Below are 12348 nucleotides of genomic sequence, written 5' to 3'. Positions count from 1 at the left end.
CGGTCCTCCGGACGGCGCGGGGACGGAATTGTCGGTGCCTCCTCCTAGCGTGCGGGACGACTCACGGAGGAGAAGAAGCGATGCTCATCGACTGCGACACCTGCACCGCCCGCGGTACCGGCTGCGCCGACTGCGTGGTCACCGTCCTGCTCGGTGCCCCTCCCGGCTGGCAGGGCGTGGACCCGGTGGTCGTCCCGATGACGGGGCGGCCCCGCACCGGCCCCGCGGAGGTCGCGGCGGAGGACGTCGTCGTCCCCCCGCCCGGCGTCGTCGTGGAGTTCGACGACGTGGAGCGGCGGGCGGTCCGCGCGCTGGCCGAGGGCGGTCTGGTGCCGCCGCTGCGGCACCGGGACGGCGCCGACGAGGGTCCCCGCGGCCGCCGGATCGGCTGACCGCAGCCCCCGCCGGAGGGGGCCGCGACCCCTACACCCGAGCGGCCCTACCACGGCGCAGGAACGGTGCGACACGCGGGCGCCCGTCACACGGGTATCTGCAGCCCCGGTTTGTCACGGTCGCATCACGGTCGTAGGGTCGTCGCCGTTCGGTCGGGCGGTCGTCATCCGCAGAGGGATGGCCTCGACCGGGCACCGCCTAATCGCCAGACGGCGCGCAGCACCGGCGCCCGAGGTGAACCGGGGACCCACCGCAGTTCTGGGGTGAGTTCTCCCGCGGCCGGCTCGCCGGTCCGGGGGATAGGGCCAGTCTTCCCAGCCCGAACCCGTCAGCTAACTCGGTAGGCGGTCGCAGAGGAAGAAACGGAGAGCCGCCGCTCGTGGCGACCCCTCACGCACTGACGCACGCCCGTGGACAGCTCCATACCGATCGCCTGGCCGGCTCCGCTCGTGGACGCCGCTTCGGGCCGCTGCGCACGAGCCTGCTGGTCGGCGCCACCGCCGCCCTGACCTTCACCGTCCTCCCCGGCACCGCGTCCGCCGTCCCCGGCGACGCGACGACCGCCGACCAGGCCGCCGCCCGCGTCGCGGAGGCCAGCCACCAGCTGGAGGTCGTCTCCGAGCAGCTCAACGAGGCGCGCGTCGTCCTCGCCGGGCACCAGGACGCCGCCCGCGCTGCCGACGAGGCCGCGGACGAGGCCGAGCGCCGCCTGGACGGGCTCGACGGGCAGATCCGCCAGCTGGCCCGGAGCGCCTACACCGGCAGCAAGACCTCCCGCCTCGACGTGCTGCTGACCAGCGACTCCGCCGACCAGCTGGTCTCCCAGCTGGGCACGCTGGACGCGATCGCCGGCCACACCAACGAGGTGCTGGCCGAGGTCTCCAGCGCGGCCGAGGACGCCGAGCGCTCGCGCGAGTCCGCCGAGCGCGAGGCCGCTGAGGCGCAGCGCAAGGTGGAGGAGATCAGCGCCGCGCAGCGGGACCTCGAGTCGAAGATCGCCGACTACCAGCGCCAGTACGACGCCCTGGCCGCTCCGCAGCGGGCCGAGGTCGACCGGGCGCACGGCGGCGACGCCGTCGCCGCGCCCAGCGGGGTCGTCGCCTCGAGCGCCGCGGCGCAGAAGGCCGTCGACACCGCGCTGGCCCAGGTGGGTGACCGCTACGTCTGGGGCGCCGGTGGGCCGGACGCCTTCGACTGCTCGGGCCTGACGTCCTACGCCTACGCGGCCGCCGGGGTCAGCCTCCCGCACTCCAGCCGGTCGCAGTCGCAGATGGGCACGCCGGTGTCCCGGAGCGAGCTGCAGCCCGGCGACCTGGTGTTCTTCTACAGCCCGGTCAGCCACGTGGGCATGTACATCGGCAACGGCCAGATGGTGCACGCCTCGACGTCGAGCCAGCCGGTGAAGGTGGCGAGCCTGGACTCGATGGGCGGCTACAACAGCGCCCGTCGCATCGCCGGCTGACAGCCGTCCGCACTGCCGGAGGCCGGCGGCCCCACCTGGGGCCGCCGGCCTCCGTCGTCGGCGGGGGCGCCGTCCCGCCGCCTTCTAGGATCGCCGGGTGAGCGCGGGAGATCGGCCAGCTGCCCGTGCCGCACTCGTGGTGGCGGCCCTGCTCGGCGTCGCCGCCCTGGTCGTCGTCGCCCTCAGCACCCCGTGGGACGTGCTCCCGGAGCCGCCCGGCGGCCACGCCGCCCTGGACCCGACGGCGGGCCTGTCCGCCGACCAGCTGGACCGCGCCGAGGCCTTCGCCGCGGCACTGCGGCCGGCGTCGCTGCTCTCCCTGGTGCTCGGGCTGGCCGTCTCCGCGCTGCTCGGACTGACGCCCCTCGGCGGCCGGCTGGTGCGGGCCGCCGGTGCCCGCGTGGGGGGCCGCTGGTGGGCCCAGGTCCTCCTCGGCGTCCCGGCGCTGCTCCTCCTCGGACGTCTGGTGACCCTGCCGGTGTCGGCCTACGCCGAGAGCGTGCGCCACCGGTACGGGCTGTCCACCCGCAGCTGGTGGCTGTGGCTGCGCGACGTGCTGGTCTCCGTGGCGATCAGCGCCGCGCTGACGGCTTTGGTCGTGCTGGCCGTGCTCTGGCTGGTCCGGCGCGCCCCCCGCACCTGGTGGGGGTGGGCCGGGGGCGCCGCCGTCGTCCTGGTCGTCGTGGGCTCGTTCCTCTACCCGGTCGTGATCGAGCCGGCGTTCAACCGCTTCGAGCCGCTGCCGGCGGGCGCCCTGCGGTCGGACCTGCTCGAGCTGGCCGAGGAGAACGGCACCCCGGTCCAGGACGTGCTGGTCTCCGACGCCTCACGGCGCACCACCGCGCTCAACGCCTACGTGTCCGGCTTCGGCTCCACCCGGCGGATCGTCGTCTACGACACGGTCCTCGACCGGCTGCCCGATGCCGAGATCGAGTCGATCGTCGCCCACGAGCTCGGCCACGTGGCCACCGACGACGTCCTGACCGGCACGCTGATGGGCGCGCTGGGCGCCGGCGCGGCGACCGCGCTGGCGGGCTGGCTGCTGTCCTGGGCGCCGCTGCTGCGCCGGGCCGGGGCCGAGTCGCCCGGTGACCCGAAGGTCGTGCCGCTGGTGCTGCTGCTCGTCTCCCTCGGCGGCCTGGTCGGCACCCCGGTGCAGAACCTCGTGTCCCGGCAGATCGAGGAGCGGGCCGACCTGCACGCGCTCGACCTGACGCGGGACCCCGACGCCTTCGTCGCGATGCAGCGACGGCTGGCCGGCACCAACCTGGGCGACCCCGACCCGCCCGCAGCGTGGCACTGGTTCTTCGGCAGCCACCCCACCGTCGCCCAGCGGATCGCGATGGCCGAGGACTGGCAGCGCCTGGAGGAGGCCCGGTGAGTCGCACGCTGGTCGTCACCAACGACTTCCCGCCCCGCCAGGGCGGCATCCAGACCTTCGTGGCGGCGCTCCTGGAGCGCCGCCCGCCGGAGTCCCTGGTGGTGCTGGCGTCGGACTCGCCCGGCTCCGCCGAGCACGACGCCGCGCTCCCGTACCCGGTCGTCCGCCGGCCCACGGGCATGCTGCTGCCGACCCGCGCCACCGCGAGTGCGGCCGTCGAGCTGGTGGGCAGCCACGGCTGCGACACCGCGTTCTTCGGCGCCGCGGCACCCCTGGGCCTGCTCGCACCCGCGCTGCGCGCGGCGGGTGTGCGGCACCTGGTCGGGGCGACGCACGGCCACGAGACGGGCTGGGTCGCGCTGCCGGGGAGCCGTCAGGTGATGCAGCGGATCGCGGGCGGCCTCGACGTGCTCACCTACATCAGCGAGTACACCCACCGGCGCCTCGCGCCGTCCTTGGCGGGCCGCACCCGGCTGGCCCAGCTCTCACCCGGGGTGGACGTCGACAGGTTCACGCCGGCGGTCGACGGCTCCGCGGTGCGGGCGCGCTGGGGTCTGGGGGATGCGCCCGTCGTCGTCTGCGTCTCCCGGCTGGTCGCCCGCAAGGGCCAGGACGTGCTGGTGGAGGCCTGGCCGCGGGTGCTCGCCCGCCACCCGCGGGCGCGGCTCCTCCTCGTCGGGGGCGGGCCGGACGAGCCGAAGCTCCGCCGTGCCGTCGCAGCCCGCGGGCTGAGGGAGTCGGTGGTGCTCACCGGGCCCGTCGGGCACGACGAGCTGCCGGCGCACTACGCCGCGGGCGACGTGTTCGCCATGCCGTGCCGCACCCGCCGCGGCGGCCTGGACGTCGAGGGACTCGGCATGGTCTTCCTCGAGGCGGCGGCCTGCGGTCGCCCGGTGGTCGCCGGGACCTCCGGCGGTGCGCCCGAGGCGGTCCGGGACGGCGTGACCGGCCACGTGGTCGACCCCCGGTCGCCCGACGCGGTGGCGAGGGCGCTGTCGGGGCTGCTGGACGACCCGGCGCGCGCCCGGGCCATGGGGGCCGCCGGCCGCGCCTGGGTGGAGGAGCGCTGGTCCTGGACGACCATCGCCGAGACGTTCGCCGCGCTGCTGCGGCCCGGGAAGCACTGAGCCCCCGCCCCGCGGGTCGCGGGACGGGGGCTCGGTGACGGTGGCTCAGCGGGTGTAGAGCGCGTCCACCTCGGAGCCGAACTCCTTGAGGACGACGTTCCGCTTGAGCTTCAGGCTCGGCGTCAGCATCCCGTTGTCCTCGGTGAAGTCGGTGGCCAGCACCGTCCACTTCTTGATGGCCTCGGCCTGGGACACCGCCTTGTTGGCGTCCTTGACGGCTGCCTCGATCTCGGCCAGCACCTCGGGGTCCTCGCGCAGCTGGTCGGCGGTCAGGCCGGCGTCCTTGCCCTTGGACTGCAGCCACTGCGGCAGGGCCTCCTCGTCGAGGGTGATCAGCGCCGCGATGAACGGGCGCTGGTCGCCGACGACGATGCACTGGCTGACGAGGCGGTGGGCGCGGATCCGGTCCTCGAGCACGGCCGGGGCGACGTTCTTGCCGCCGGCGGTCACCAGGATCTCCTTCTTGCGGCCGGTGATCTTGACGAAGCCCTCGTTGTCGATCTCGCCGAGGTCACCGGTGTGGAACCAGCCGTCGGCGTCGATCGCCTCCTTGGTGGCGTCCTCGTTCTTCCAGTAGCCGCGCATCACGATGCCGCCGCGGATCAGCAGCTCGCCGTCGTCGGCCACGGCGAAGGAGACGCCGGGCAGGGGCTGGCCGACGGTGCCGATCTTCAGGGCCGCGTCGTGGTTGACCGAGGCCGCCGCCGTCGTCTCGGTGAGGCCGTAGCCCTCGAAGACGGTGACGCCGATGCCGCGGAAGAAGTGGCCCAGGCGCTCGCCCAGCGGCGCACCGCCGGAGATGGCGCCGAGGCAGCGGCCGCCCAGCGCGGCGCGCAGCTTGCCGTAGACGAGCTTGTCGAACAGCGCGTGCTGGACCTTGAGGCCGAGCCCGGCACCGCCGTTGTCCTGGGCGCGCGACCAGTCGATGGCCACCTGGGCGGCCTTGTCGAAGATCTTGCCCTTGCCGTCGCCCTCGGCCTTGGCCTTGGCGGAGTTGAAGACCTTCTCGAACACGCGCGGCACGGCCAGGACGAAGGTCGGCTTGAACTCGCCGAGGTCCTCGACCAGGTTCTTGACGTCGGGGGTGTGCCCGATGACCGTGCGGTTCTTGATGGCCCCGACCTGCAGGACGCGGGCGAGGACGTGCGCGAGGGGGATGAACAGCAGCAGCGAGCCCTGCACGCCCATGAAGCGGTCGAGCAGCGTGATGCCGTTGTCGATCTCGAAGAGGAAGTTGCCGTGGGTGAGCTCGCAGCCCTTGGGCCGGCCCGTGGTGCCGCTGGTGTAGATCAGCGTCGCCAGGCTCTCGGCGCCCAGCGTCTTGCGGCGCGCCTCGAGCTCGCTGTCGGGCACGTCGCGCCCGGCCTGGGTGAGGGTGCCGACCGCGTCGTCCTCGATGACGTAGACCGACCGCAGCTCCGGCGCCTGGTCGCGGACGGAGTCCACGGCGGTGGCGTGCTCCTCGCGCTCCACGACGATGGCGGTGGCGCCGGAGTCGGAGAGGATCCAGGCGACCTGGTCGGCGCTGGAGGTCTCGTAGATCGGGACGACGACCGCGCCGGCGGTCCAGATGGCGTAGTCGAAGACCGTCCACTCGTAGCGGGTCTTCGCCTGCAGGCCCACGCGGTCGCCCGCGGCCACGCCGGCGGCGACCAGCCCCTTGGCGACGCCGGTGACCTGGTCGAGGAACTCCTGCCAGGTCACGTCGCGCCACTGGCCGTCGACGCGGCGCCGGAGCCCCACCTCGGAGCCGTACTGCCGGGCATTCGTGAAGATCATGTCGGTGAGGGCCGCGTCGGGGGCGACCTCGGTCCGGACGGGAACGCTGAACTCGCGCACGCTGGGTCCTCTCTTCCCCGTCCGCCACGTGGCGCCGTCGCCCGTGGCCCCGGCACGGGGTCGTCGGCGTCAATCTAGCGGCTTCTCCTACTGGGCAGTAGCCGAGGATCACACTCAGGACTCCCTGGTGGGCCGCGAGCCGCTAGCCTGCTGCCATGGCCGACCAGTCCACCCAGTCGATCGTCGTCGAGGCGCCTGCGGCCCAGGTCATGGCCGTCATCGCCGACTTCCCCGCCTACCCGCAGTGGGTCGCCGCCGCCAAGCAGGTGGAGGTGCTCGAGACCGGGGACGACGGACGCGCCCGTCGGGTCCACTTCGTCCTGGACGCCGGCGCGGTCAAGGACGACTACGTCCTCGAGTACACGTGGGACGGCGACCACCGGGTGTCCTGGACCCTGGTGAAGGGCCAGATGCAGCGGCGCCAGGAGGGCTCCTACACCCTTGACGAGCGCGACGGGCGCACCGAGGTGACCTACTCGATCACCATCGACCTCTCGATCCCCATGCTCGGGATGATCAAGCGCAAGGCGGAGAAGGTCATCCTGGACACCGCGCTCAAGGAGCTCAAGAAGCGCGTCGAGAGCTGAGCGGCGTGCGCACTCTCCTCGTCACCGGCCCGGGAGGGGCGGGCACGTCCACGGTGGCCGCGGCCGCGGCGGTGCGCTCCGCCCGTGCCGGTCGCTCCACGCTGCTGCTCGGCACCGGGGCCCCGCCGGTCGCGGGCCTCGACGCCGAGCCGCACCTGGAGGTCCGCCGGGTCGGCGGCACGCAGGCGACGGCGGCGCTGTGGGCCGAGCACGTCGAGACGCTGGCGGGCGCCGTCCCCTTCCTCGACCTCCCACCGGCGAGCTCCGTCGTCCCGATCCCCGGTGCCGACGCCCTGGCCCTGACGGCCGCGCTGGCCGGTGCCGAGGCCGAGGTCGTGGTGCTGGACGCCGGCCCGCTCGAGGGCGGCCTCGCGCTGGCCGCCCTGCCGTCCACGCTGCGCTGGTGGCTGGACCAGCTGCTGCCCCCGGCGGTGCGGGCCCTGGGCGCCGTCCGGACGGCCGGGGTCTCCGCCGGCGCGGTCCGCCGGGGGCCGGTCGACGCCGTCCTCGCGGCGCTGCCCGCCCTGGAGGGGCTCCTCGCCCGCGAGCGGCTGGCCGACCCCACGGGCACCGCGGTCTGGCTGACCGGTGAGGCCCGTGGCCCGGCCGCCGCCGCGCTGCGCCGAGCGGTGACGGTGCTCGGCCTGCACGGGATGCGGCCGGCCGCCGTCGTCGCGCGGGCCCTGCCGGCCGACGGCCCGGGGGACTGGTGGCGCGAGCGCTCCGCGGCGCAGGAGGCCGCGCTCGCCGCGCTGGCCGAGCTGGCGCCGGTGCACGCCGTGACCGAGGCCCCCGAGGGCCCGGCGGACGTGCCGGCGGCGCTGGCGCTGCTCGACGGCCTCGACCTCCCGGCGGCGGGCGGACCGGCCGCGCCCGGCCCGCGACGGGCCGAGGGGGGCTGGCAGCTGGACGTCCCGCTGCCCTTCGCCGAGCGCGCCACGGCGACCCTGACCCGGTGGGGCGATGACCTCGTGGTCGGGGTGGGGGAGGATCGACGCTCGCTGCGGCTGGACTCGCTGCTGCGCCGGTGCGTGGTGACCGGGGGCCGGCTGGCCGACCCGGGCACCGCCGCCGCGCGGCTCGAGGTCAGCTTCCGCCCGGATCCGCAGCAGTGGCCGGCCGATCTCCTGGCCGCCGAGGGGAGGACCTCATGACGACCGGTGCCGAGTGGCTGGACCAGGCGCGCCGCCTGCTGGACGCCGTCCGCGGCCCCGAGCCGGCGGCCGGTGGCGAGCACGCGTCCGACTGCCGCTGGTGCCCGGTGTGCCAGGCCGCGGCCGTGGTGCGCGGTGAGCGGCCCGAGGTCACCGAGGCGCTGGCCGACCTGCTGACCACCGCCGCGGCCGCGCTGCGCGAGTTCGCCGACGACGTCGCGGCTGCCCGGCCCACGCCGGGCGAGGAGCCGCCGGCCCGCACCGAGGCACCCGAGGTGCAGCGGATCGACATCGCGTGACCGTCGACGCTGGAGCGCTGCCCGCCCTCGGCATCGACATCGGGGGCACCAAGGTGGCCGGGGGCCTGGTGGCTCCCGACGGCATGATCCTGGCGACCGCCCGCCGGGCCACCCCGGGGGCGTCGGTGAGCGACACCGAGGACGCCATCGCCGCGGTCGTCGAGGAGCTCGCCGACGGCCACGACGGCGAGCTGGTGGGCGTGGGCGTCGGCGCGGCCGGGTGGTTCGACCGGACGGGGGACACCGTCCTCTTCAGCCCGCACCTGGCGTGGCGGAACTCGACGCTGCGCAAGGACCTGGGCGCGCGGCTGCAGCGGCCGCTGTGGGTCGGAAACGACGCGGACGCGGCGGCCTGGGCGGAGTACCGGTACGGCGCCGCCCAGGGCGCGGACCTGGCGCTGATGATCACGCTGGGCACCGGGATCGGCGGCGGCATCGTCCTCGACGGCCGGCTGCGCCGCGGCTCGCACGGCGTGGCGGGGGAGTGGGGGCACATGCGCGTGGTCCCCGACGGCCGGCTGTGCGCCTGCGGCAACCGCGGCTGCTGGGAGCAGTACGCCAGCGGCACCGCGCTCGGGCAGACCGCGCGGGAGGTGGCCCGCACCTCGCCGGCCGCCGCGGCGCTGCTGCTGGAGCGGGTGGACTGCGAGCCCGACCGGCTGACCGGCGAGCACGTCGCCCGGGCCGCCTACGACGGCGACCCGCTCGCGCTGGAGCTGGTGACCGAGGTGGGCTACTGGCTCGGCCAGGGCATCGCCGACCTCGCGGCGGCGCTCGACCCGGAGGTCGTCGTCATCGGCGGCGGCGTCAGCGTGCTGGGCGAGATGGTGCTGCGCCCGGCTCGGGAGCGGCTGGACCGCGCCCTGCCGGGGCGCGGCTTCCGGCCCGGCCCGCGGGTGGTCGCGGCGGCGCTGGGCGCGCAGGCGGGCATCGTGGGCGCTGCCGACCTGGTGCGGAAGGCCGTCGCCGAAGGCGAGGCGTGACGGCCGAAGGCGAGGCGTGACGGCCGAAGGCGAGGCGTGACGGCCGAAGGCGAGGCGTGACGGCCGAAGGCGAGGCGTGACGGCCGAAGGCGAGGCGTGACGGCCGAAGGCGAGGCGTGACGGCCGTCCCTGCAGCGGCAGCGGGTCAGACGACGGCGCCGTCGTCCCCGTCGTCGGAGCGGTCGCGCATGCGGGAGACGAGCATCGCGACCCCGCCGGCGACGACCGCCACCCCGAGCACGAGGCCGACGTCGGCGGAGAGCCCGAGCACCGCGGGCGCACCGATGAGCAGCACGCCGGCCACCACGAGCAGGACGGCGTAGAGGACGGCCGGGGCCGGGACGGGGAGCGGCGGCGGGGGCGGCGGCTCGTAGTGCTCGTCGGGCCGGTCGAGGACCGGCACCTCGTGCGGTGGCGGCGGCGGGGCGTCGGAGGGGGCCTCCTCGACGGTGGTGCGACCGTGCTCGGCCTCGAAGGCGGCAACGATGCGCTGCCACTCGGCGTCCTCGTCGACCTCCGGGCGGGGGGCGCGGGGCGCCGGCCGGACCGGTGCGGGGTGGTCGTCGGCGTGCTGCTCGATCAGCCCGTGCGCCTCCTCCCGGCGGGACCGGTCGACGAAGAGGCGGTCCGAGGGCGGGCTGGGGAGGGACACCTCGCGGGTGTAGGGGCCCACGTCGGCGGACGGCTCGAGGTAGGCGGCGATGCCGGCGACCTCGAGCACGTCGAGCAGGTACTCGCCGACCCGCGGGTCGACGTCCCGGATCGGGCTCCAGAGCGTCGCGTCGAGACCGTTGTCGCGGCGGCCGCGTCCCCGTCGGTCGGTCACCGGTGCTCGGCCGACGGGGTGTCGGGCTCGCCGGCCCGCACGTGGGCGCGGATCCACTCGGCGGAGCGGGCGAAGATCAGCGGGGCGTCGTTGTCCAGGGTGGCCACGTGGTAGCTGTCCTCCAGCACGACCTCCTCGGTGTCGGTGCTGGACACCCCCGCCAGCAGGATCGTGCTGTTGACCGGCTCGACCACGTGGTCCTCGGTGCTGTGGAAGACGATCACCGGTGCGGTGACCCGGCCGAGGTCGGCGCGGGTGAGGCCCCAGAGGGCGCGCAGCTGCATCATCGCCCGCGTCGGCAGCTTGGGGTAGGCGAGCTCGGTGACCCCGGGCTTCTTGATGTCGCTGGCGATCGGCGCCCAGCTCGGCGTGATGCGGGCCAGCAGCGGCAGCAGCTTGGCGTCCAGGCGCTGGGTGAGCAGGGCGGGGTTGACCAGGAGCAGCCCGGCGACGTCGGTGGGGCGGACCTCGGCCAGGCGGGTGGCGAGCGTGCCGCCCATGGACAGCCCGGCGACGAAGACCCGGTCGCACCGGGCCGCGAGGTCGTCGAACGCGCGCTCCACCGTCGCCGTCCACTGGTCGTGGGTGCTGGCGTTGCAGTCCTGCCAGCTGGTGCCGTGGCCCGGCAGGAGCGGGCAGCTGACGGCGAAGCCCTCGGCCGCCAGGTGCTCGCCCCAGGGCCGCATGCTCATCGGGTTGCCGGTGAACCCGTGCACGAGGAGGACGCCGGTGCGGCCGTCGGGACCGTCACCACCGGGGAAGTGGAAGGCCTCGGCGCCGGGCATGACCTCGGGTGCAGGGGTCGTTCCGGGCACGGTGGTCCTCCTCGGCGTCCGGCGGAACGCCGGTGTCGGATACGTCACGGTAGGTGCCCGATTGTGATTCGGACCCCAGGCTCCCTAGTCTGGCAGTCCCCGAGGGAGGCGTGTTGTTCTACTGGTTCCTGAAGTTCGTCGCCATCGGCCCGGTGGTGCGCCTGGTGTTCCGCCCGAAGGCCGAGGGCACCCAGCACGTGCCGGCGACGGGCGCAGCGATCCTGGCCAGCAACCACCTCTCGGCTGCCGACTGGATCTTCATGCCGCTGCAGCTGAAGCGGCGGGTCACCTTCCTCGCGAAGGCCGAGTACTTCACCGGCACCGGTGTGAAGGGCTTCCTCCAGCGGGCCTTCTTCACCGGCGCGGGCCAGGTGCCGATCGACCGGTCCAGCGCCTCCGCCGCGGAGAACGCCATCCAGACCGGCATCCGCACGCTCCGCGAGGGCAAGCTGCTGGGGATCTACCCCGAGGGCACGCGCTCGCCCGACGGCCGCCTCTTCCGCGGCAAGATCGGCGTCGCCCGGATGGCGCTGGAGACCGGCGTCCCGGTGATCCCGGTGGCGATGGTCTACAGCTCCCGGAAGCTGCCGTTCGGCAAGAGGATCACCCGGGTCTGCGTCCGCTTCGGCCGGCCGCTGGACTTCTCCCGCTACGAGGGGCTGGCGGGTGACCGCTTCGTCGAGCGCTCGGTGACCGACGAGATCATGTACGAGATCATGACGCTGTCGGGCCAGGAGTACGTCGACGTCTACGGCGCGACCGTGAAGAAGTCGATGGACGCCACCGGCGCCAGCGCCAACGAGGTCGTCGCGACCCTGCAGCCGCCGGCCGCCGAGGCCGCCGACCGCGCCCCCACGTCCCTCGCCGGCTAGCTGCGGCCGGTCCCGCGGCCGGTCATCGCTCGGTGACCTTGCGCAGCACGTCGCGCAGCAGCTCCAGCAGCTCGGGGCGGGGCGTCGTCGGCTCGTGCACCCACTGGCCGACCAGGTCCTCGGTGAAGGCGAACCAGGCGAGGAGCAGCTGCCGCCGCAGGGCGTCGTCCGGCAGCTCCAGCGCGGCCAGGGCCACCTCGACGAGCCGGCGCCGCGTCTCCTCGTAGACCTCCGACACCCACGGGTCCCCGCCCCCGGCGCCCCGGACGAACGCCAGGTGGCTCTCCCGGAAGGTCTCCACCCAGCCGACGTAGCGGTCGAGCATGCCGACGACCTGCTCCTCCGGCGGGGTGCCGGGGGCGGGGAGCAGGTGCTCCCACATCAGGTCGGCGGCCGCCCGCGTGACGGCCGTGTAGTACTCCCGCTTGTTCGCGAAGTAGTGGAAGAGCAGGCTCCGGCTGATCCCGGCCCGCCGCGCCACCTCGTCGATCGTGAGCTCCTGCACCGGCGTCGTCGGCAGCAGCTCCAGGCCGATCTGCACGAGCTGCGCCCGCCGGTCCTGCGCCGTGCGCCGCTCGCGCGGGTGCGGGGGACGGGACGACGCCGTCAC

The 12348-nt window shown here is 75.0% G+C and carries 13 protein-coding genes and 1 riboswitch; of the genes, 9 read left to right on the top strand and 4 right to left on the bottom strand.

The window, feature by feature from the left end; translation table 11 throughout:
• The first annotated feature begins 80 nt into the window (after positions 1-80).
• The 4 genes from E4P43_RS07225 to E4P43_RS07210 all read left to right on the top strand — a co-directional run bounded on the left by E4P43_RS07225 (position 81) and on the right by E4P43_RS07210 (position 4363).
• On the top strand, positions 81-392 hold the full coding sequence (locus E4P43_RS07225) for a hypothetical protein (RefSeq protein WP_135144733.1): 312 nt from the start codon (positions 81-83) through the stop codon (positions 390-392).
• Positions 393-578: 186 nt separating this feature from the next.
• Positions 579-756: riboswitch (cyclic di-AMP (ydaO/yuaA leader) on the top strand.
• A gap of 16 nt (positions 757-772) precedes the next feature.
• Positions 773-1855, top strand: coding sequence for a C40 family peptidase (locus tag E4P43_RS07220; protein ID WP_135144732.1), 1083 nt, complete (start codon positions 773-775; stop codon positions 1853-1855).
• A 97-nt stretch (positions 1856-1952) separates the two neighbouring features.
• The gene (locus tag E4P43_RS07215; protein WP_135144731.1) at positions 1953-3236 is read left to right on the top strand and encodes a M48 family metallopeptidase; all 1284 of its coding nucleotides are present in this window, start codon (positions 1953-1955) and stop codon (positions 3234-3236) included.
• Entirely contained in the window at positions 3233-4363 is a 1131-nt protein-coding gene (locus E4P43_RS07210) for a glycosyltransferase family 4 protein (RefSeq protein WP_135144730.1), read from the top strand. The genes E4P43_RS07215 and E4P43_RS07210 overlap by 4 nt, the downstream gene beginning before the upstream one ends.
• A 45-nt stretch (positions 4364-4408) precedes the next feature.
• Here E4P43_RS07210 and E4P43_RS07205 read toward each other — a convergent pair whose 3' ends face one another.
• Positions 4409-6202, bottom strand: a complete 1794-nt coding sequence (locus E4P43_RS07205; RefSeq protein WP_135144729.1) for an AMP-dependent synthetase/ligase — start codon at positions 6200-6202, stop codon at positions 4409-4411.
• A gap of 155 nt (positions 6203-6357) precedes the next feature.
• Between E4P43_RS07205 and E4P43_RS07200 the strand changes: the two genes are divergently transcribed.
• The 4 genes from E4P43_RS07200 to E4P43_RS07185 are packed head-to-tail and all read left to right on the top strand — an operon-like array spanning position 6358 to position 9225.
• Entirely contained in the window at positions 6358-6789 is a 432-nt protein-coding gene (locus tag E4P43_RS07200) for an SRPBCC family protein (RefSeq protein ID WP_135144728.1), read from the top strand.
• 5 nt (positions 6790-6794) lie between these two features.
• Complete coding sequence (locus E4P43_RS07195; protein WP_135144727.1) at positions 6795-7943, top strand: ion transporter; 1149 nt, start codon at positions 6795-6797, stop codon at positions 7941-7943.
• The gene (locus E4P43_RS07190; RefSeq protein ID WP_135144726.1) at positions 7940-8242 is read left to right on the top strand and encodes a hypothetical protein; all 303 of its coding nucleotides are present in this window, start codon (positions 7940-7942) and stop codon (positions 8240-8242) included. The genes E4P43_RS07195 and E4P43_RS07190 overlap by 4 nt, the downstream gene beginning before the upstream one ends.
• Positions 8239-9225, top strand: coding sequence for an ROK family glucokinase (locus E4P43_RS07185; RefSeq protein WP_135144725.1), 987 nt, complete (start codon positions 8239-8241; stop codon positions 9223-9225). Before E4P43_RS07190 ends, E4P43_RS07185 begins: the two co-directional genes overlap by 4 nt.
• Before the next feature lie 145 nt (positions 9226-9370).
• Here E4P43_RS07185 and E4P43_RS07180 read toward each other — a convergent pair whose 3' ends face one another.
• Positions 9371-10051 (bottom strand): hypothetical protein, encoded by a 681-nt coding sequence (locus E4P43_RS07180; RefSeq protein ID WP_135144724.1) that lies wholly within the window; start codon positions 10049-10051, stop codon positions 9371-9373.
• Positions 10048-10866 carry an alpha/beta fold hydrolase gene (locus E4P43_RS07175; RefSeq protein ID WP_135144723.1) on the bottom strand — a complete coding sequence of 273 codons (819 nt, stop codon included), beginning with the start codon at positions 10864-10866 and terminating at the stop codon, positions 10048-10050. Before E4P43_RS07175 ends, E4P43_RS07180 begins: the two co-directional genes overlap by 4 nt.
• 110 nt (positions 10867-10976) lie before the next feature.
• Here E4P43_RS07175 and E4P43_RS07170 point away from each other — a divergent pair, with 110 nt between their 5' ends.
• The gene (locus tag E4P43_RS07170) at positions 10977-11738 is read left to right on the top strand and encodes a lysophospholipid acyltransferase family protein (protein ID WP_245158984.1); all 762 of its coding nucleotides are present in this window, start codon (positions 10977-10979) and stop codon (positions 11736-11738) included.
• A gap of 22 nt (positions 11739-11760) precedes the next feature.
• Here the strand turns inward: E4P43_RS07170 and E4P43_RS07165 are convergent, their stop codons facing one another.
• Positions 11761-12348 carry a TetR/AcrR family transcriptional regulator gene (locus tag E4P43_RS07165; protein WP_135144722.1) on the bottom strand — a complete coding sequence of 196 codons (588 nt, stop codon included), beginning with the start codon at positions 12346-12348 and terminating at the stop codon, positions 11761-11763.

The sequence above is a fragment of the Blastococcus sp. TF02A-35 genome, from assembly GCF_004571075.1.
Taxonomy (GTDB): domain Bacteria; phylum Actinomycetota; class Actinomycetes; order Mycobacteriales; family Geodermatophilaceae; genus Blastococcus.
The sequence above is the reverse complement of the archived record's forward strand: the minus strand, read 5'-3'. Positions and strand labels throughout refer to the sequence as shown.